The sequence below is a fragment of the Streptomyces sp. NPDC031554 genome, assembly GCF_055580685.1.
The window spans coordinates 387,703-407,294 of sequence record NZ_JBVIKX010000001.1; the positions used below are offsets into that span (position 1 = coordinate 387,703).

The window sequence follows — 19,592 nt, forward strand, 5'->3', positions numbered from 1 at the left end:
GCCAGGGCGACCGGTGTCCTGCCGTCATGTCGGCAGGACCCGTCCGGGGTCCGGGTTTCGGGGGACGAGCGTCGGGGCGCCAGCCCGTGCTCCGCCGTTGATCTGACACCATTCCCCGGGGGCCCCGTCCGGCGGATGGACGGAGCTCGTACGGAGAAGCTTGCGACCAGGGGACGGATGGGACCGCGCAGTGCGGGGCTACGAGAGCCAGGAGCGGGAGCCGGCGGCTGACGTCGACCACCTCACTCGGTTCGAAGCCGAGATGAAACGGCTGAAGACCGAGCGGGAAAAGGCGATCCAGCACGCCGAGGATCTCGGCTACCAGGTCGAGGTGCTGCGCGCCAAGTTGCACGAGGCGCGGCGCACCATCATGTCCCGGCCCTCCTTCGACGGCGGGGACCTCGGCTATCAGGCCGAACAGTTGCTGCGCAACGCGCAGATGCAGGCCGACCAGTTGCGCGCGGACGCCGAGCGGGAGCTGAGCCAGGCCCGTTCGCAGACCCAGCGCATCCTCCAGGAGCACGCCGAACAGGCGGCCCGGCTCCAGGCGGAGCTGCACCAGGAGGCGGTGACCCGGCGCCAGCAGCTCGACCAGGAGCTGGCCGAGCGCCGGCAGACCGTCGAGTCGCACGTCAACGAGAACGTGGCGTGGGCCGAGCAGCTGCGGGCCCGCAGCGAGTCCCAGGCCCGCCGTCTCCTGGAGGAGTCGCGCGCCGAGGCCGAGCAGGCGATGGCCGCCGCGCGCGCCGAGGCCGAACGGGTCACCGCGGAGGCCCGCCAGCGGCTCCAGAGCGAGGCCGAGTCGGCCCGCGCCGAGGCCGAGCAGCTGCTGCGCCGCGCCCGCACGGACGCCGAGCGCCTGCTGAACGCCGCCTCCACCCAGGCCCAGGAGGCCACCGAGCACGCCGAGGCGCTGCGCAGCTCCACGGCCACCGAGGCCGACGCGGCCCGCCGCCACGCGACCGAGCTGAGCCGGACCGCCGAGCAGCGCATGGCCGAGGCGGAGGAGGCGCTGCGCAAGGCGCAGTCCGAGGCCGAGAAGGTCGTCGCGGAGGCCAGGAGCACCGCCGAGAAGGCCCTGGCCGGCGCCGAGTCGACCAACGAGCAGCGCACCCGTACGGCCAAGGAGCAGGTCGCCCGGCTGGTCAGCGAGGCCACCAAGGAGGCGGAGGCCACCAAGGCGGACGCCGAGCAGCTCGTCGCCGACGCCCGCGCCGAGGCCGAGAAGGTCCTCGCCGAGGCCGCCGAGAAGGCCCGCACGCTCACCGCCGAGGAGAGCGCCACCCAGCTGTCGAAGGCAGCCAAGACCGCCGAGGACGTCCTCAACAAGGCGCAGGAGGACGCGCGGCGCACCACGAAGGCCGCCGCCGAGGAGGCCGAGCGGATCCGCCGGGAGGCGGAGACCGAGGCCGACCGGCTGCGCGCGGAGGCGCACGACATCGCCGCGGAGCTCAAGGGCGCGGCGAAGGACGACACCAAGGAGTACCGGGCCAAGACGGTCGAGCTCCAGGAGGAGGCCCGCCGGCTGCGCGGCGAGGCCGAGCAGCTGCGCGCCGACGCGGTCGCCGAGGGCGAGAAGATCCGCGCGGAGGCCCGCAAGGAGGCCGTCCAGCAGATCGAGGAGGCGGCCAGGACCGCCGAGGAACTGCTGGCGAAGGCCCGTCAGGACGCCGACGAGCTGCGTCAGAAGGCCACCGCGGACAGCGAGAAGGTCCGCACGGAGGCCATCGAACGGGCCACCACGCTGCGCCGGCAGGCCGAGGAGACCCTGGAGCGCACCCGCCAGGAGGCCGAACGGCACCGGGCCGAGGCCACCGAGCAGGCCGAGGGCATCACGGCCGACGCCGAGCGGGCCGCGCTCGCCCTGCGCGAGGAGGCCGAACGCGCCGTCGAGGCGCGGCAGGCGGAGGCCGCCGAGGAACTGACCCGGCTGCACACCGAGGCGGAGACCCGGCTCGCCGCCGCCGAGGAGGCGCTCGGCGACGCCCGTGAGGAGGCCGCGCGGATCCGCCGCGAGGCCGCCGAGGAGACCGAACGGCTGCGCGGCGAGGCCGCCGAACGGATCCGTACCCTCCAGCAGCAGGCCGAGACCGAGGCCGAGCGGCTGCGCACCGAGGCCGCCGCGGACGCGGCCGCCTCGCGGGCCGAGGGCGAGTCCGTCGCCGTACGGCTGCGGTCGGAGGCCGCCGCGGAGGCGGAGCGGCTGCGGACCGAGGCGCAGGAGACCGCCGACCGGATGCGCGCGGAGGCGCAGGCCGCCGCCGAGCGGCTGGCCGCCGAGGCGTCCGAGACGCTGGCCGCCGCCCAGGAGGAGGCCGCCCGGCGCCGCCGCGAGGCCGAGGACTATCTCGGCACCGCCCGCCAGGAGGCCGACCAGGAGCGGGAGCGGACCCGCGAGCAGAGCGAGGAACTGCTGGCGTCGGCGCGCAAGCGCGTGGAGGACGCCCAGGCGGAGGCCGTACGGCTGGTGGAGGAGGCCGACCGGCGGGCCACCGAGACGGTGTCGGCGGCCGAGCAGCACGCGCAGCAGGTACGGGACTCCGTGGCCGGGCTGCACGAGCAGGCGCAGGACGAGATCACCGGGCTGCGCTCGGCCGCCGAGCACGCGGCGGACCGTACCCGCAGGGAGGCCGAGGAGGAGGCGGACCGGGTCCGCGCCGACGCCTACTCCGAGCGGGAGCGGGCCGCGGAGGACGCGAGCCGGCTGCGGCGCGAGGCGGGCGAGGAGAGCGAGGCCGCCCGCGCGCTGGCCGAGCGGACCGTCGGCGACGCCGTCGCGGAGGCCGAGCGGCTGCGTTCGGAGGCGTCCGCGCACGCCCAGCGGGTGCGCACGGAGGCCTCCGACACCATCGCGCAGGCCGAGCAGGACGCGTCGCGCACCCGGGCGGACGCCCGTGACGACGCCAACCGCATCCGGTCGGACGCGGCGACGCAGGCCGACACCCTCATCACGGAGGCCCGTTCCGAGGCGGAGCGGCTCCAGACCGAGACCATCGCCGAGGCCGAGCGGCTCCAGACGGAGACGGCCGCGGAGGCCGAGCGGCTGCGCGCCGAGTCGGTGGCGAAGGCGGAGAAGCTCATCGGGGACGCCTCCGGCGACGCGGAGCGGCTGCGCGCCGAGGCCGCCGAGGCGGTGGGCTCCGCGCGCCAGCACGCCGAGCGGGTGCGTGTCGAGGCCGAGCGGGTCAAGCGGGAGGCGGCGGCGGAGGCCGACCGCATGCTGAGCGTGGCCCGCGACGAGGCGGACTCGACGCTCGACGAGGCCCGCAAGGAGGCCAACAAGCGGCGTTCCGAGGCCGCCGAGCAGGTCGACACGCTCATCACGGAGACCGCCGCCGAGGCGGACAAGCTGCTCGCCGAGGCGCAGCAGCAGGCGCTGAAGACCACCGCGGAGGCGGAGGCGCAGGCGGACACGATGGTCGGCGCGGCCCGTTCCGAGGCCGAGCGGCTCGTCTCCGAGGCGACGATCGAGGGCAACTCGCGGGTGGAGAAGGCCCGTACGGACGCGGACGAGCTGCTCGTCGGTGCCCGCCGGGACGCGACCGCCATCAGGGAGCGGGCGGAGGAGCTGCGCGACCGCATCACCTCCGAGATCGAGGAGCTGCACGAGCGGGCCCGCCGTGAGGCCGCCGAGACGATGCGGTCGACCGGCGACCGCTGCGACGCGCTCATCAAGGCGGCCGAGGAGCAGCTCGGCAAGGCCCAGGCGAAGGCCAAGGAACTGGTGTCGGAGGCGAACTCGGAGGCCGGCAAGGTCCGGATCGCCGCCGTGAAGAAGGCCGAGGGGCTGCTCAAGGAGGCCGAGCAGAAGAAGGCCACGCTGGTCCGCGAGGCCGAGGAGCTGAAGGCCGAGGCGATCCGCGAGGCGCGGCGCACGGTCGAGGAGGGCAAGCGCGAGCTGGAGGTCCTGGTGCGGCGGCGCGAGGACATCAACGCCGAGATCTCGCGCGTCCAGGACGTGCTGGAGGCGCTGGAGTCCTTCGAGGCCCCGCCGGGGAACAAGGACGGCGGCGTCAGGGCGGGTGCGACGGTGGGTGCTCCCCGGTCGGGCGGCAAGTCCTCGGACCACTAGGACCTGGCCGGTGGGTCACACCGGACAGGCCCTGGCCGAGCGGTACCGGACAGGCCCCGGCCGAGCGGGGTGTTGCGTGGAGGTCCGGGGCATTTGCCCCGGTCTTCCGCAAGGCCCCTGCCGCTCAGCCACCCGAAAGGGGTCTCATTCTCCGTATCAAACGCGCATCCGCTCGATGACACACCGCTTCGGCCCCTAGGATTCCCCTTATCACCTCACCGGTCTCATTCGACAGGAACCCCATGAGCGACACTTCCCCCTACGGCTTCGAGCTTGTGCGGCGTGGATACGACCGCGCTCAGGTGGACGAACGCATCTCGAAGCTCGTCTCCGACCGTGACAGCGCTCTGGCCCGTATCACTGCTCTGGAAAAGCGCATCGAGGAGCTCCACCTCGAGACCCAGAACGCCCAGGCCCAGGTGAGCGACGCCGAGCCGTCGTACGCCGGTCTCGGCGCGCGTGTCGAGAAGATCCTCCGCCTCGCCGAGGAGGAGGCCAAGGACCTGCGCGACGAGGCCCGCCGCGCGGCCGAGCAGCACCGTGAGCTGGCCGAGTCCGCGGCCCAGCAGGTCCGCAACGACGCGGAGACGTTCGCCGCGGAGCGCAAGGCCAAGGCCGAGGACGAGGGTGTCCGGGTCATCGAGAAGGCCAAGAGCGACGCGGTGCAGCTGCGTTCCGAGGCCCAGAAGGACGCGCAGTCCAAGCGCGAGGAGGCCGACGCCCTCTTCGAGGAGACCCGCGCCAAGGCCGCGCAGGCCGCCGCCGACTTCGAGACGAACCTCGCCAAGCGCCGCGAGCAGTCCGAGCGCGACCTGGCCTCGCGCCAGCAGAAGGCGGAGAAGCGCCTCGCGGAGATCGAGCACCGCGCGGAGCAGCTGCGTCTGGAGGCGGAGAAGCTGCGCACGGACGCCGAGCGCCGGGCCCGTCAGACCGTCGAGACGGCGCAGCGCCAGGCCGAGGACATCGTGGCCGACGCGAACGCCAAGGCCGACCGCATCCGTTCGGAATCGGAGCGCGAGCTGGCGGCTCTCACCAACCGCCGCGACTCGATCAACGCCCAGCTGACGAACGTGCGCGAGATGCTCGCCACCCTCACGGGCGCCGCGGTGGCCGCGGCCGGCTCCCCGGCCGAGGACGAGCCGATCTCCCGCGGTGTGCCGGCGCAGCAGACCCGGTAGTCGCCGAAGGTGAGGGGGGACGGTGGGACCGGGTCCCACCGTCCCTTTCACGTCGGCTCGGGCCGCCGTTCGCCCGCCGGGGTTGGCACCGGCCCCGCGCCGGCCCTAGCGTGGCCGCATGATCGAGCTCGAGGGCCTGACCAAGCGGTACGGCGAGAAAGTGGCGGTCAACAACCTGACCTTCACGGTCAGACCGGGCATCGTCACGGGCTTCCTCGGTCCCAACGGTGCCGGGAAGTCCACCACCATGCGGATGATGCTCGGCCTCGACCGGCCGACCGCCGGGGACGTCCGCATCGACGGACAGCGCTACGACCGGCTCAGGGACCCGCTGAAGTACATCGGCGCCCTCCTCGACGCCAAGGCGATGCACGGCGGGCGCAGCGCCTTCCACCACCTGCTCTGCCTGGCGCAGAGCAACGGCATCCCCACCGGCCGGGTGCACGAGGTGCTGGAGACCGTCGGTCTGACGTCGGTGGCGAGGAAGAAGGCCAAGGGGTTCTCGCTGGGCATGGGGCAGCGGCTGGGCATCGCGGGCGCGTTGCTCGGCGATCCGCGGATCCTCATGTTCGACGAGCCGGTCAACGGCCTCGACCCCGAGGGCATCCACTGGATCCGCAACCTGATGAAATCGCTCGCCGCGCAGGGCCGGACGGTGTTCGTCTCCTCCCATCTGATGAGCGAGATGGCGCTGACCGCCGACCACCTCGTCGTCATCGGTCAGGGCCGGCTGCTCGCCGACACCTCGATGGCCGACTTCATCGCCCAGAACTCACGCGCGTACGTCCGTGTCCGCACCCCGCAGCGGGAGCGGCTGCTGGACGTGCTGCACGAGGCCGGGATCACCGTCGTGGAGAGCGGCGGCGAGGTGCTGGAGGTGGACGGGGACAAGTCGGAGCGCATCGGTGAGCTGGCCGCGCGGCACCAGCTCGTGCTGCACGAGCTGAGTCCCCAGCGGGCCTCCCTGGAGGAGGCGTTCATGCAGCTGACCGCGGAGTCGGTCGAGTACCACGCGCACAGCGGCGCCCCCCTGGAGCAGCAGCCGTGGGGCGCCGGACGGAGGAAGGACTGAGATGGCGGCGACCCAGGTCATCCGTTCGGAGTGGACGAAGATCCGTTCCGTGGCGTCCACCGTGTGGACGCTGTCCCTCGCCGTGGTGGTCACCATCGCCCTCGGCATGCTGATCTCGGCGCTGTCGAACAACCAGTTCGACGACATGAGCCGGGGCGACCGGCTCTCCTTCGACCCGACGTTCATCAGTTTCGCCGGGATGAGTCTCGGCCAGCTCGCGATGATCGTGTTCGGGGTGCTCGTGGTCTCCAACGAGTACAGCACGGGCATGATCCGCACCTCGCTGGCGGCGGTGCCGCAGCGGGGCACCTTCCTGTTCGGCAAGATCGCGGTGGCGACCGGGCTCGCGCTGGTCGTCGGGATGGCGACCAGCTTCGCCGCGTTCTTCCTCGGGCAGGCCATGCTCGGCGACCTCAAGGCGTCGATCGGCGACAGCGGTGTGCTGCGGGCGGTGATCGGCGGCGGCCTCTACATGACGCTGATCGCGATGTTCTCGATGGGCGTGGCCGTGATGCTGCGCTCGCCGATGCTGTCGCTGGGCATCCTGATGCCGTTCTTCTTCCTGATCTCGCAGATCCTGGGCAACGTCGACGCGACGAAGAAGGTCGGCCAGTACCTGCCCGACCAGGCCGGCAGCAGGATCATGCAGGTGGTCACCCCGCTCGACGACGACACCCCGTACGGTCCCTGGGGCGGGCTGGCGATCATGGCGGCCTGGGTGGCGGCGGCGCTCGCGGGCGGGTACCTGCTGCTGAGGAAACGCGATGCGTGAAGCTCTGGGCTTTACTTTGATTTGAGCGGAACCGTCAGCGCCTCGATATCCTCCTAAGCCTTACGGGGGGCGTGTGCCCCGCTGTCCTGAACCTGTCGATGGGTGCGGAGCATGATCGAGGCAGTCGGCCTGACCAAGCGCTACGGCGACAAGACCGCTGTGTACAACCTTTCCTTCCAGGTACGGCCCGGCGCCGTCACCGGCTTCCTCGGGCCCAACGGCTCGGGCAAGTCGACGACGATGCGCATGATCCTCGGCCTGGACAATCCGACCGCGGGCTCGGTGACGATCGGCGGCTACCCCTACCGCAAGCTGCCGAACGCCCCCCGCCAGGTCGGCGCCCTGCTGGACGCCAAGGCCGTGCACGGCGGCCGGCACGCCCGCAACCACCTGCTGAGCCTGGCGCAGCTCTCGGGCATCCCGGCCCGGCGGGTCGACGAGGTGCTCGGCGTGGTCGGCCTCCAGGGCGTGGCGACCAGGCGGTCCAAGGGCTTCTCCCTCGGCATGGGCCAGCGGCTCGGCATCGCCGCCGCCCTCCTCGGCGACCCCCAGGTCCTGCTGTTCGACGAGCCGGTCAACGGCCTCGACCCCGAGGGCATCCTCTGGGTGCGCAACCTGATGAAGTCCCTCGCGGCGGAGGGGCGGACCGTGTTCGTCTCCTCCCACCTCATGAGCGAGATGGCGCTGACCGCGGACCACCTGATCGTCATCGGGCGCGGACAGCTCCTCGCCGACATGAGCGTGACCGACTTCATCTCGGCCAACTCCGCGGACTTCGCGCGGGTGCGCACCCCGCACACCGAGCCGCAGCAGCGCGAGAAGCTCGCCGGGGCGCTCACCGAGGCGGGCGGCCACGTCCTGCCCGAGCAGGACGGCGCGCTGCGCGTGACCGGTCTGCCGCTCCCCCGCATCAGCGACATCGCCCACGACGCGGACGTACGCCTGTGGGAGCTTTCGCCGCACCAGGCCTCGCTGGAGGAGGCCTACATGCGGATGACGCAGGGGGCCGTCGACTACCGGTCGACCACCGACCAGAAGGCCGGGCTCCAGCAGCCGCTGCCGCCGGGGGCCCAGCCTCCGATGCCGGTGCCCGGCCAGGGCCAGCCCGGCTGGTACGCCCCGGCGCCCCCGCAGCAGGGCTACGCGCCCCCGCAGCCGGCGCCGGGAGCCGCTCCGGGTCCGTACGGCGCCGGGGCGCCCGGCACGCCCAATCCGTACGCCCAGCCGGTCCCGCCGGCGGCCCCCGCGCAGCCGCCCGCCGCGCAGCCGCCCGCCGCGCAGCCGTCCGCAACGCAGCCGCCCGCCGCGGCCCCGGCCGCCGCTCCGCAGGCGCCGGAGCGGCCCGCCGTCGCGCCGCAGGCATCCGCCCCGACCACGACCGAGGACGCCCGATGAGCACGCCCCAGACCCCGGCCCCGCAGGCCGCACCCGCCTGGCAGGCGGCGCCCGGCCCCTCGTACCCCGGCTACACCTCGCCGATCCCCGTGGTGCGCACGCATCTGGGGCACGCCATCGCCTCGGAGTGGACGAAGATCCGGTCGGTGCGCTCCACGATGTGGACGCTGGGCGTGTTCTTCCTGCTGGTCGTCGGCATCGGAGTGCTGACCGCGGCGGTCGTCTCCGCGAGCGCGTCCGAGGGTGACATCGCCGGCGAGAACCCGCTGTCGTTCGGCTTCTTCGGGCTGCTCCTGGGCAGCATGTGCATCATCACGCTCGGCGTGCTGACCACCGCCTCGGAGTACGGCACCGGCATGATCCGCACCACGATGGTGGCCTGCCCGTCCCGCGGCCGCGTGCTCGGCGCCAAGGCCGTCGTGTTCTTCCTGGTCGCCTTCACGGTGACGCTGCTCTCGTCCCTCCTGGTCGCACTGGTGGACGTGGCGTTGCTGCCGGACGCCGGGGACCCCTCCACCGGCGAATGGCTGAAGGGCACCGTCGGCGTCTCCCTCTACATCGCGCTGCTCGGCCTGCTCTCGCTGGCGGTGGGCTCGGTCATCCGCCACTCGGCGGGTGCCATCACCATCATGATCGGCCTCGTTCTCGCGCCGCTGGTGATCGCGCTGTTCATGTTCTCGTCGTCCCTGGAGGACCTGCGTCAGGCCCTGTTCGAGTACTCGATCCCGAACCAGCTCAGCGTGTTCTACTCCGCCTCGCTGACCGAGACCGGACCGTCCGACTGGGACCCGCTGTGGATCGCGCTCGGCGTGACGGCCGCGGCCCTCGGCGGCGCCTTCGCCCTGCTGAACAAGCGCGACGTCTGATCCGGCACGGGCCGGTCCGGTCCGGTCGGGTCCGGGCCGGGCCCGGCCTGCCGGATCAGGTCCGATCGGTTCCGGTCCGGTCCGGTCGGATCAGGTCCGATCCGGGCGGGAGGCCTCAGAACCTCGGCGCGTTACGGGACCGCCGCACCCCCGGGGTGCGGCGGTCCCGTGCGTTCCAGCACGCCTTGTGCCAGTGTCGGCGGTCGTCGACGCCCGCGTGCTCGGGCCACGCGACGACGTGCGGCATGCCGCCGGGGATCATCTGGTCGCAGCCGGGACAGCGGTACGTCTTGCCCTGCGCGCTCGCCCCCGCCACATGGCGTACGCTCCACTCCTCGCCGGCCCAGCTGGTGCTGGACTGCCAGCCGCCGTACCGGCTCGCGCGATCGTCCTCGGCGCTCCGGCCGGACGATTCGTCACCCTTGGGGCGGTTGCGACGCGGGGACAAGGGACACCTCACGGGGCTGTACAGGGTGCAGGGTTGCCGACCAGCCTACGCGGAGCCGGCCCGGGCACCCGGGCGATCCGGCCTCACGGGGCCCCACCCGACGGCGCATTCTGCAGACAATCCGCAAATCTCCCCATCGGACCGTGACCTCGGCACGTGTCGGGCGGTTATGCCGGGTGGGGGAGCTCCGTGTCGGAGCCGAGGAAGCAGGAAAGTCCCATGCGTGTTGGAAGTTTCGTTGTGGCGGCCCAGTTCCCGGGGCAGGGCCAGGGGGAGGCGCTGCACCGCGCCGTCCGCTCCGCGGAGGTCGCCGAGGAGGCCGGGCTCGACTCGGTCTGGCTGGCCGAGCACCACTTCGTGCCGTACGGCACCTGCCCGTCCGCGGTCACCCTGGCGGCCCTGCTGCTCGGCCGCACCCGGCGCCTGCGGGTGGGCACGGCCGTGAGCGTGCTGCCCACCGTGCACCCCGTGGCCCTGGGCGAGCAGGCCGCGCTGCTCCATCTGACGAGCGGCGGCCGCTTCTCGCTGGGCGTGGGGCGCGGCGGCCCCTGGGTCGACCTGGAGGTCTTCGGCTCGGGCCTGCAGGCGTACGAGTCGGGGTTCCCCGAATCACTCGATCTGCTGGTGCGCTGGCTGCGCGAACCGTCGGTGGGGGCGGCCGGCGAGCGTTTCCGCTTCCGCGAGGTGCCCGTCGTGCCGCGGCCCTCGGAGGCCCTGACGGACGTGCCGGGCCCGGAGGTGGTCGTCGCCTGCACCTCCCCGGCGAGTGTGCGGCTGGCCGCCGAGCGGGGTCTGCCGATGCTGCTCGGCATGCACGTCGGGGACGAGGAGAAGGCCGAGATGGTCGCCCTGTGGCGGCGGCACGCGCGGGCGGCCGGCCGCCCGTCCGCGGAGATCCGGGACGCCGGCCACGTCTCGGCGGGCGTGTGCCAGATCGCGGACCGCCGCACCGACGCCGTGGAGACGCTGGTGAAGGCGATGCCGGGCTGGCTGAAGCAGGGCCTCGACGCCCATGTGACGGTGGACGGCCGGGCCCGCGGCATGCGGGACCCGGTGGCGTACACCGAACTCCTCTGCGGACTGCACCCGGTGGGCACCCCCCGGCTGTGCGCGGACCGCCTCGCGGCGACCGGCGAGCGAACCGGCATCTCGCGCTTCGCCCTGCTCGTCGAGGGCTCCGGCGACCTCGCGGCCACGGAGGAGAACGTACGACGGCTGGGCTCGGAGGTCCTCCCCCACCTCCGGTGAGCGGCCCCGCCGCCGGGAAGCTTGCCGCTCCGTGCCGAGTCCTCCCCGGTCGGGAGCGGCAAGCGAGAGCTTCAGCAGTCCCGGAACTCCGGGGACTGGTTGAGCACCTGGCTGCGGACCGACGTGAAGCGGGACAGCGACTCGTCGACCGACGTGTCCAACGGGAACACCGCCACCCGGTGGCAGTTCTGGAAGGCCAGCCGGACACCGAAGTGCCGCTGCAGGGCACCGCGTATCGCGTCACTCGCCAGCGCTCGCAGCAACTGCCCGCGTGCCTGCTCGTCCGGCGGGGGCGTCTGGTTGTCGGCGAACTGTCCGCCGTCCACCTTCAGCTGGGCCACCAGGGAACTGATCATCTCCCATGCGTAGGGCAGGGAGGTCCGGACGCAGTCGACGAATTCTGCTTCGTCGACCTCGCCTCGCTCGGCCTGCTCGAGTAGGGCCGGTGAGACGTCGAGCGACATGGATACTCCTCTCGCACCCCCGAGGCGCAGGGGTTGCCGGACAGATAGGGGGAGTCCGCCGCGCACAGACACCGGGCACGCTGCGTACACGCGCCGCGACCTCCCGTTCTCTACGGTAGGCAACGGACCGTGACCGCACCAGGAGAACGGGCACATAGGGAGCCGCGGTGGGGCGCAGTATCGGCCACTGTCGAACGCGTGTTTTCCAGGTGAAATCGTGCGGCTCGCGGGGCCGTCGCGCAGGGTGGTGACACGGTGGCGAGGGGAGACGGGTGGGCGAATCGCGTGGCGCGCGGGGCGTCGAGTAGCGTTGCCGACCATGCGCCTCGTCATCGCCCGGTGCTCCGTGGACTACGCGGGCCGGCTCACCGCCCACCTTCCCTCCGCCCCCCGTCTGATCCTGGTGAAGGCGGACGGCAGCGTCTCCATCCACGCGGACGACCGGGCCTACAAGCCCCTGAACTGGATGTCGCCGCCCTGCACGCTGAAGGAGGGCACGGACGCGGAGGACGGCGTCTGGACCGTCGTCAACAAAGCGGGCGAGAAGCTCATCATCACGATGGAGGAGGTCCTGCACGACTCCTCGCACGAACTCGGCGTCGACCCCGGCCTGATCAAGGACGGCGTGGAGGCACACCTCCAGGAACTCCTCGCCGACCGCATCGAGATCCTCGGCGAGGGCTACACGCTGATCCGCCGCGAGTACATGACGGCCATCGGCCCGGTCGACATCCTCTGCCGTGACGCCGAGGGCCGGACCGTCGCGGTCGAGATCAAGCGGCGCGGTGAGATCGACGGTGTCGAGCAACTCACGCGCTACCTGGAGCTGTTGAACCGCGATCCCCATCTGGCGCCGGTGCGGGGCGTGTTCGCCGCGCAGGAGATCAAGCCACAGGCCCGGGTGCTGGCCACGGACCGCGGCATCGGCTGCCAGGTCCTCGACTACGACGCCATGCGCGGCATCGAGGACGACAAGCTCCGGCTGTTCTGAGGCGGGCGCACGACGAAGGGGCGGGTCCCGCGAGGACCCGCCCCTTCGTCGTGCCGTGCGGTCAGATCAGCGGGTCCGCGGTGCTCGGTCCGACGAGGGTGCCGGCCGGGTCGGCGGGGGTGCCGGAGGCGGAACCACTGGCCGAGGTCGACGTCGACGGGTCGGTGCTGGCCGAGGGGGACGGGTCGGCGGTCTCGGTCGGCGTCGTCGAGGGCGGAGTCGTCGCGGGGGTGGAGGGGGGCGTCGAGGGGGAGGCCGGCGGGCTGGACGAGGGCCTGGAGCTCGAACTCGACGAGGACGGCTTCGGCGACCCGGAGGGCTCGCCGCCACCTTGCGCGTCGCTCCCCGAGGGCGAGGGCTCCGCCGTGCCCGTGGGCGTCGGGTCGTCCGACGTCCCCATCGTCCCGTCCGGCCCCGGGTCCGTGGGCGCGGCGGCGGCCTCCCCGGGGTCACCGGCGCCCGTGTCGGCGCCCGGGGTGTCGCCGCCGAGGTCGTCGTCGCCGGGATCCGTGGCGGCGGTGGGGTTGACGCGCCCGGTGTCGGAGGGGACGTTCGGGTCGTTGTCCGAGGTGGCGCCGAGGGTCACCACCGTGCCGAGGACGGCGACGAGCAGGGCGCCCGCTCCGGCCGCGACGAGGTTGCGCCTGGCCAGGCCCCGCAGGCCGCCCCGGCCCCGGTGGGCCGGGGGCGCGACGGCCGGCCGGCCGGCGACGACGGTGGGGCCCGTGAGTCCGGTGGGTCCGGTGAGTCCGGTGAGTCCGGTGAGTCCGGTGGACGGAGCCGGAGGCGGGGCCGTGACGATGCCGAAGGGCGGGGGCACCGGCTCCTCGCGGCGGGCGTCGGGCGTCTCCTCGTCCGGCGCGAACGCCATCAGGCCGGGTACGTCGCCCGAGCGGTCGGCGACCAGGGCGAGGGCACGCCGGCCGGCCGTGGTGCCCCGCTTGTCGGCGAGGGAGCCGCGCAGTCCGACGGAGGCCTCCAGCTCGGAGCGGGCCCGGTCGAGCTGTCCGGTGCACAGGGCGAGGACGCCCAGTTCGTGGTGGAAGTAGGCCCGCTCGGCGGGCTCCCCCGCGAGGCGGGCCGCTTCGGCCCCCTCGTGCAGGGTCTGTTCCCAGGCGCCCCAGTGGAGTCCGGCGGCGAAGGCGGGCGCCGCGGTGCGGGCCAGCTCGACCGCGGTGGCCTGCTCGCCCTCGGCGGGCCGCTCGGTCTCCGGGACGGTGACGGCCAGGGCGGCGAGGACGGCGTCGGCCTCCGCGCACACCCGCGCCGGGCCGACCGAGGGGTGTCCGGCCCACCAGGCGTAGTGCCGGGCGGCGGTGCGGGCGCGGGCGGTGACGTCATCGGCGTATCCGGCGGCCTCCAGCTGGGTCCGCACGCCGGCGGCGAGACGGTAGCGGGCGCCGACCGGGGTGACGAGGCCGCAGGCGACCAGTTCGCCAAGGGCGGCGTCGGCGTGGGTGTCGCCGACCAGGGCGGGCAGGTGGGCCTGGTGCGGGACCTCGCCGCCGAGGGCGACGGCGAAGCGCAGGGCGGCGCGGGCGGAGGCGCTGAGCCGGGCGGCGAGCAGCGGGGCGGGCGCGGCGGCCTCGCCCAGCGAGGGCAGGGGTATCTCCTCGGCCTCGCCGGGCGGGGTGTCGGCGGGGGCCGCGGCGGTGAACGGCCGGGCGTCCTCGAAGACGCCGAACTCGTCGACCGCGGCGGTCTCGGCCCGCAGCCGGTCGCGCTGCCGCAGCAGGGCGCCGGCCTGGACGAACCGCAGCGGCAGGCCCTCGGACTCGAACCAGAGGTCGCCGGCCCAGTTGGCCTCCTCCTCGGTGAGGACGCGGCCGACGGCCCGTTCGATCACCTCGACGCCGCCCGCGCGGTCGAGGCCGCTCAGGGCGACCTCCGCGACGGCCGAGTCGGCGGTGGGCGACGGCACGTCGGGGGTGGCGCCGAACAGGAAGGCGCACTCGGGGGTGGCCTCCAGCAGCCCGTCGAGGTCGGCGCCGCCGAACTCCAGGTCGTCGACCACGACGACCGCGCCGATCTCGCCCACGAGGGCGCGGAGTTCCTCGTCGTCGAGGCGGCGCAGCGGGGCGTCGTAGACGGTGTGGAAGAGGTCGTGGAGGAGGTCGGCGGTGGTGCGGCGGTGGCCGGTGAGACGGACCACGCCGTCGGGCGCGAGGTCCTCGCAGTCCTCGGCGACGAGGTCGAGCAGGCTGGTGCGGCCGGAGCCGGCGGGGCCCGTGAGGCGGACGGAACGGCCGCGGGCCAGCAGCCGGACGAGCTGTTCGCGCTCCTCCTGGCGGCCGAGGAGGGGTTGTTCGGACCGGGCGGGTCCGGCGGGGGCGGGCGGCCGGGCCGCCTCGTCGACCTCGGCGCGCTCCTCGGGGGTGCGCCTGGCGGGGCGCCCGGGCCGCTCGGTGGGCGGGGAGAGTTCGATCTCGCTGCCGTCGACCGGATTGACGGTGAGGAGGTGTTCGCCGGCGACGAGTCGCACGGTGCGGGCGAGAGTCGGCGCGTGCTGTCCGAGATCGGGCGTGAGGTGGTCCCTGGAGGAGCGCGGGCGCGGCGCGTGGCCTCCCCCGGTCTCGAACGCGCTCGACGGGGAGCGGCCCCCGTCCTCGCGGTCGTACTCCTCGGGTCCGCGGTGCGTCGGGTCCATAGGTCAAGCCCCCCAAGAGCGTGGTGTGGAGACAGCCCCTCCCGGCCTCGCTGCACGCTGCGCTGTCGCTTGTGGTCCGGTGCCCGCTCGAGGGCTGCGGGCGCGGGCAGACGAACCGTAAACCTTCGCACAGTGTCCACGACAGCCCGGGGGGCCGCACCGTCCGAGACGTCACGGTCCGGTGAGGATTGCGCGCGCCGCACATGTGAGGTTTGCGCGCCTCGGGCGACCGCCGGGGTTCACGCGCCCCGGGTGCCCGCCGTCGGCGGTCTCACACGCGCGGGAGGGACTCCACGCCGATGCCGCCCTCGATGGCGAGGATCCGGTGCAGCCGGGTGGCCACCAGGAGGCGCTGCATCTGGGGCGGCACGTCCCGCAGCACCAGGCGCCGGCCGCAGCGGCCCGCCCGGCGGTGGGCGCCCATGATGACGCCGAGTCCGGTGGCGTCCCAGGAGTCGAGTTCGGACAGGTCGAGCACCAGGTCGCCGACGCCGTCGTCGACCGCCGTGTGCAGGACCGTACGGGCGTCCGCCGCGCTGCGGACGTCGAGGCGGCCCCCGACGGCCAGCTCGACGTGGTCGCCCCTGATGTGCATAGCGCTCCCCTAAGCGTGCGTCTCGTGCTCCGCGGTGGTGAATGTCCGGTGTTGCCTCTTCTGACTTCGTCGAGCGGTCAGAGGTTGCCGTCTGTGAGCGAACCGATACCGAATTCACCCGCAGGGGTGAGGCCCATGGGGCCTGTGCGGTTTCGGTGCTTTCAGAAGCCCTGCCCGCTCCGGCACCCGATGTCACCGGCGTCAACCATCCGGCGCATTCCGCACCGGCGGAGCGAACTGCCCTCCGTATGGCTCTCGGCCGGACACTAGCGGGCGTGAGGCGCTGTGTGACCGGTTAGTAACGCGTTTCACGTCTCAGGGCGTGAGACGCCGGTCACGTCCTCAATTCCTGCCGGATTCGCACCGATTGACCCCCCGCCGGAGGCCCTCCGGCCGCCGTGACGGACGGCACTCCGTACAGCGTCGGGGACGGTCTAGATTGGCGGCATGGTCAATCTCACGCGCATCTACACCAGGACCGGCGACCAGGGCACCACCGCCCTCGGCGACATGAGCCGGGTCGCCAAGACCGACCTGCGCATCGCGGCGTACGCGGACGCGAACGAGGCGAACGCGGTCATCGGCACGGCGATCGCGCTGGGCGGGCTCGACGAGGCGGTCGTCGCGGTCCTCACCCGCGTGCAGAACGACCTGTTCGACGTGGGCGCGGACCTGTCGACGCCGGTGGCGGAGAACCCGGAGTTCCCGCCGCTGCGGGTCGAGCAGTTCTACGTCGACAGGCTGGAGGCCGACTGCGACCGCTTCAACGAGGAGTTGGAGAAGCTGCGGTCCTTCATCCTCCCCGGCGGCACGCCCGGCGCGGCCCTGCTGCACCAGGCGTGCACGGTGGTCCGCCGCGCCGAGCGCTCGACCTGGGCGGCGCTGGAGGTGCACGGCGAGGTGATGAACCCCCTGACGGCGACCTACCTCAACCGGCTGTCGGACCTGCTGTTCATCCTGGCGCGGACCGCGAACAGGGCGGCGGGCGACGTCCTGTGGGTCCCCGGCGGGGAGCGCTGACGGGACCCGCCCCCGGCCGCCCGTTCCGGGGCCCCCGGAACGGGCGGCATTCCGGCGCGGACCGCGAACAGGGCGGCGGGCGACGTCCCGTGGGTTCCCGGCGGGGAGCGCCGGGGGACCGCTAGCGGTCGCCGGCGGAGGCGCGGGCCGGCCGGTCCTTCCCGGGCCCGTCCCCCTCCGCCCGGTCGTCCGCCGGGGCCCTGCGGGGCCAGACCGTGTACGACAGGGCGATCAGACCGTGGATGCCGACCACGCGCATGGTCGTCCACTGGAACCCGCGCAGCGAGCTGACGTCGCCGGAGTCGCCGACGTAGCGGACGGCGCCCTCGAGCAGGGCCAGGGCGACGGCTCCGCCGAACACGGTCCGCAGCCACAGCCCGGCCTCGTGGCGGGCACGGGCGCGGCCGTGGCGGGGCGGCCGGGGCGGCGGCGGGCCGCCCCCGAGGCGGTGGGCGGCATGGCCGTCGAGCCAGCGGATCGTGTAGTGGCCGAAGGCGACGGTGTAGCCGATGTAGAGCGCCGCCAGGCCGTGTTCCCAGCCCGGTTCGGCGCCGTCGCGCAGGTCGATCGCCGTGACGGCGAACAGGACCAGTTCCAGCACCGGCTCGCACAGCAGCAGCGCCACCCCGGTGCGCCGCCACCCGAGCAGGTAGCGGACGGCCAGCCCCAGGGCCAGCAGCACCCAGAAGCCGATCTCACAGGCGGCGATCAACCAGACGACCACGGTTCGCTCCTCTCGCTCACCTCCTCAGGCTCCCGCGCGGAGCGGCCCGGTGCGTCGTCGCCGGTGACGAACCCGCGGTACATCGAAAGATGCAGTGCGGAACCGTTCCCCGGCACAAGGCGGCGCGGGGGCGGGCCGTGTTGGATGGGGACATGGCCGTCCGACTCCCCCGCCCGCACCGGTTCGACGTGGTCGCCGCCGCCGGCGGGCTGCTCGGCGGAGTGCTGCTGCTGGCCATCGGCCTGGGCGTCCGCCCGGCCGGAGAGCCGGTCGTGCTGTTCGCCGGCCCCTGGCCGGTCCTGCTGCCGCTGCTGGTGACGGCCGGCTGCGAGCTGCTGCGCCGGGCCGCCCCGCGCACCGCGCTGCTGACCGGTACGGCCGCCCTGGCCCTGGACACGGTCACCCAGGGCAGCGTCGCCACGCTGATCATGTTCACCGACCTCGTGTACGCGGCCGTGCTGTACGGCACGCCCGCCTCGGCCCGGCGCGTCCCGTGGGTGACCGGGCTGCTGACGGTGGCGGCGACGGTGGTGCCGTTCGCCGTCTGGCGGGTGCCCGAGGCACTGCTGATCGGGCTGGCCGTCGGGGTGGTGTCCTTCGCGCCCGCCTCCACCGGTCTGATCGTGCGCAACCACCGCGACGCCGCCCTGGCCGCCCGGTTGCGGGCCGAACAGACCGCGCTGCTCGCGGAGATGGACCGCGCCCAGGCGGTGACCGCGGAACGCGCCCGGATGGCCCGCGAACTGCACGACATGGTCGCCAACCACCTCTCCGCGATCGCCATCCACTCCACGGCCGCGCTCTCCCTGGACGACCCGGGCACCTCCCGGCAGGCGCTGTCGGTGATCCGGGAGAACAGCGTGGACGGACTGGCCGAGATGCGGCGGCTGATCGGGATCCTGCGGGACGGCAGCGGGGACCACGGACCGGCCGTCGCCCCCACCCTCGACGGACTCGGCGACCTGGTGGAGGGCGCGCGCGCCAACGGGCTGGACGTCACCCTGCGCGCCGACCACGGCACGGTGCCCACGCCGGTCGAACTGGCCGCCTACCGCATCGTCCAGGAGTCCCTGACCAACGCCCTCAAGCACGCCTCGGCGGGCCCGGTCTCCGTCACGCTCGCCCGGCGGGACGGGGCGCTCGACGTGCGGGTGACCAGCCCCCGCGGCCGGCGGGACGGTCCTCGTGCCCCCGGCTCCGGGGCCGGGCTGGTCGGGATGCGGGAGCGGGCCACGCTGTTGGGCGGCACCTTCACGGCCGGTCCCGAGGACACGTCCTGGACCGTCCGCGCCTCGCTGCCGATCGCCGAGGGGGAGCCTCCCGAGTGACCCGCGCCCCCGGACCCACCACCGCCACCACGGCCACCGCCGCTGTCACTGCCACTGCCGTCACCTCCACCTCCACCTCCACCGCCACCGAAGGAGTCACCGCATGATCCGCGTCCTCGTCGCCGAGGACCAGTCCGCCGTCCGCGCCGGTCTGGTCCTCATCCTGCGCAGCGCCCCCGGCCTGGAGGTGGTCGGCGAGGCGGCCGACGGGGAGCAGGCGGTGGCACTGGCCCGGGAGCTGCGGCCGGACGTGGTGCTGATGGACGTGCAGATGCCGCGGCTGGACGGGGTGTCGGCGACCCGGAAGGTGGTCGAGGAGGGGCTCGCGGACGTGCTGGTGCTGACCACCTTCGACCTCGACGCGTACGTGTTCGGGGCGTTGCGGGCGGGTGCGGCCGGGTTCCTGCTGAAGGACACCGAGGCGAGGGACCTGATCGAGGCGGTCCGCACCGTCGCGCGCGGCGAGGGCGTGGTGGCGCCCGCCGTGACGCGGCGCCTCATCGCGGAGTTCGCCGCGAGCCCGGCGCCGGGGCCGAAGGCCGATCCGGCGGTGCTGGACGCGCTGACCCGGCGCGAGCGGGAGGTACTGGTCTGCCTCGGCGAGGGGCTGTCCAACGCGGGCATCGCGGAGCGCCTGGACATGGCCGAGGCGACGGTGAAGACGCACGTCAGCCGCCTGCTGGGCAAGCTGGAACTGCGCAGCCGGGTGCAAGCGGCCGTACTGGCGCAGGAGTTGGGGATCTAGAACCGGGCGGGAAACGGGCACCGCAAA

The 19,592-nt window shown here is 73.7% G+C and carries 16 protein-coding genes; 11 read left to right on the forward strand and 5 right to left on the reverse strand.

Annotated features, from left to right (window positions below; translation table 11 throughout):
* The first annotated feature begins 190 nt into the window (after nucleotides 1-190).
* The 6 genes from scy (at nucleotide 191) to ACZ5FU_RS01660 (ending at nucleotide 9,355) form a co-directional block, all read left to right on the forward strand.
* Nucleotides 191-4,072 (forward strand): polarized growth protein Scy, encoded by a 3,882-nt coding sequence (scy, locus tag ACZ5FU_RS01635; protein WP_451775614.1) that lies wholly within the window; start codon nucleotides 191-193, stop codon nucleotides 4,070-4,072.
* Nucleotides 4,073-4,314: 242 nt separating this feature from the next.
* Complete coding sequence (locus tag ACZ5FU_RS01640; RefSeq protein WP_451525605.1) at nucleotides 4,315-5,250, forward strand: coiled-coil domain-containing protein; 936 nt, start codon at nucleotides 4,315-4,317, stop codon at nucleotides 5,248-5,250.
* A 118-nt stretch (nucleotides 5,251-5,368) separates the two neighbouring features.
* The gene (locus ACZ5FU_RS01645) at nucleotides 5,369-6,322 is read left to right on the forward strand and encodes an ABC transporter ATP-binding protein (protein ID WP_451525604.1); all 954 of its coding nucleotides are present in this window, start codon (nucleotides 5,369-5,371) and stop codon (nucleotides 6,320-6,322) included.
* A 1-nt stretch (nucleotide 6,323) separates the two neighbouring features.
* The gene (locus tag ACZ5FU_RS01650; protein ID WP_451525603.1) at nucleotides 6,324-7,094 is read left to right on the forward strand and encodes an ABC transporter permease; all 771 of its coding nucleotides are present in this window, start codon (nucleotides 6,324-6,326) and stop codon (nucleotides 7,092-7,094) included.
* 111 nt (nucleotides 7,095-7,205) lie between these two features.
* A complete protein-coding gene (locus ACZ5FU_RS01655; RefSeq protein ID WP_469044173.1) occupies nucleotides 7,206-8,489 on the forward strand; it encodes an ABC transporter ATP-binding protein in 1,284 nt (427 codons plus the stop codon).
* Nucleotides 8,486-9,355, forward strand: a complete 870-nt coding sequence (locus ACZ5FU_RS01660; RefSeq protein ID WP_469044175.1) for an ABC transporter permease — start codon at nucleotides 8,486-8,488, stop codon at nucleotides 9,353-9,355. Before ACZ5FU_RS01655 ends, ACZ5FU_RS01660 begins: the two co-directional genes overlap by 4 nt.
* 115 nt (nucleotides 9,356-9,470) lie before the next feature.
* Here the strand turns inward: ACZ5FU_RS01660 and ACZ5FU_RS01665 are convergent, their stop codons facing one another.
* On the reverse strand, nucleotides 9,471-9,803 hold the full coding sequence (locus ACZ5FU_RS01665) for an ATP/GTP-binding protein (RefSeq protein ID WP_451525600.1): 333 nt from the start codon (nucleotides 9,801-9,803) through the stop codon (nucleotides 9,471-9,473).
* A gap of 219 nt (nucleotides 9,804-10,022) precedes the next feature.
* Between ACZ5FU_RS01665 and ACZ5FU_RS01670 the strand changes: the two genes are divergently transcribed.
* Complete coding sequence (locus ACZ5FU_RS01670) at nucleotides 10,023-11,051, forward strand: LLM class flavin-dependent oxidoreductase (protein ID WP_468837845.1); 1,029 nt, start codon at nucleotides 10,023-10,025, stop codon at nucleotides 11,049-11,051.
* 71 nt (nucleotides 11,052-11,122) lie between these two features.
* Here ACZ5FU_RS01670 and ACZ5FU_RS01675 read toward each other — a convergent pair whose 3' ends face one another.
* The gene (locus tag ACZ5FU_RS01675) at nucleotides 11,123-11,515 is read right to left on the reverse strand and encodes an SCO5389 family protein (protein WP_366057073.1); all 393 of its coding nucleotides are present in this window, start codon (nucleotides 11,513-11,515) and stop codon (nucleotides 11,123-11,125) included.
* Between the two features lie 319 nt (nucleotides 11,516-11,834).
* On the opposite strand from ACZ5FU_RS01675, the gene nucS reads away from it, so the two are divergent.
* Nucleotides 11,835-12,506 carry an endonuclease NucS gene (gene nucS, locus ACZ5FU_RS01680; RefSeq protein WP_363090937.1) on the forward strand — a complete coding sequence of 224 codons (672 nt, stop codon included), beginning with the start codon at nucleotides 11,835-11,837 and terminating at the stop codon, nucleotides 12,504-12,506.
* Between the two features lie 61 nt (nucleotides 12,507-12,567).
* Here the strand turns inward: nucS and ACZ5FU_RS01685 are convergent, their stop codons facing one another.
* Nucleotides 12,568-15,153, reverse strand: a complete 2,586-nt coding sequence (locus tag ACZ5FU_RS01685) for an ATP-binding protein (RefSeq protein WP_469044177.1) — start codon at nucleotides 15,151-15,153, stop codon at nucleotides 12,568-12,570.
* A 271-nt stretch (nucleotides 15,154-15,424) separates the two neighbouring features.
* Nucleotides 15,425-15,748 carry an STAS domain-containing protein gene (locus ACZ5FU_RS01690; protein ID WP_086770578.1) on the reverse strand — a complete coding sequence of 108 codons (324 nt, stop codon included), beginning with the start codon at nucleotides 15,746-15,748 and terminating at the stop codon, nucleotides 15,425-15,427.
* A 447-nt stretch (nucleotides 15,749-16,195) separates the two neighbouring features.
* Here ACZ5FU_RS01690 and ACZ5FU_RS01695 point away from each other — a divergent pair, with 447 nt between their 5' ends.
* The gene (locus ACZ5FU_RS01695) at nucleotides 16,196-16,768 is read left to right on the forward strand and encodes a cob(I)yrinic acid a,c-diamide adenosyltransferase (protein ID WP_451525597.1); all 573 of its coding nucleotides are present in this window, start codon (nucleotides 16,196-16,198) and stop codon (nucleotides 16,766-16,768) included.
* 121 nt (nucleotides 16,769-16,889) lie between these two features.
* Here ACZ5FU_RS01695 and ACZ5FU_RS01700 read toward each other — a convergent pair whose 3' ends face one another.
* Nucleotides 16,890-17,492: a hypothetical protein gene (locus ACZ5FU_RS01700; RefSeq protein WP_469044179.1), complete on the reverse strand. Its 603-nt coding sequence runs from the start codon at nucleotides 17,490-17,492 to the stop codon at nucleotides 16,890-16,892.
* A gap of 152 nt (nucleotides 17,493-17,644) precedes the next feature.
* Here ACZ5FU_RS01700 and ACZ5FU_RS01705 point away from each other — a divergent pair, with 152 nt between their 5' ends.
* Together ACZ5FU_RS01705 and ACZ5FU_RS01710 are read left to right on the forward strand one after the other, a co-directional pair.
* Nucleotides 17,645-18,820 (forward strand): sensor histidine kinase, encoded by a 1,176-nt coding sequence (locus ACZ5FU_RS01705; RefSeq protein WP_469044181.1) that lies wholly within the window; start codon nucleotides 17,645-17,647, stop codon nucleotides 18,818-18,820.
* Nucleotides 18,821-18,923: 103 nt separating this feature from the next.
* The gene (locus tag ACZ5FU_RS01710; RefSeq protein ID WP_451775598.1) at nucleotides 18,924-19,565 is read left to right on the forward strand and encodes a response regulator; all 642 of its coding nucleotides are present in this window, start codon (nucleotides 18,924-18,926) and stop codon (nucleotides 19,563-19,565) included.
* The last annotated feature ends 27 nt before the right edge of the window (nucleotides 19,566-19,592 follow it).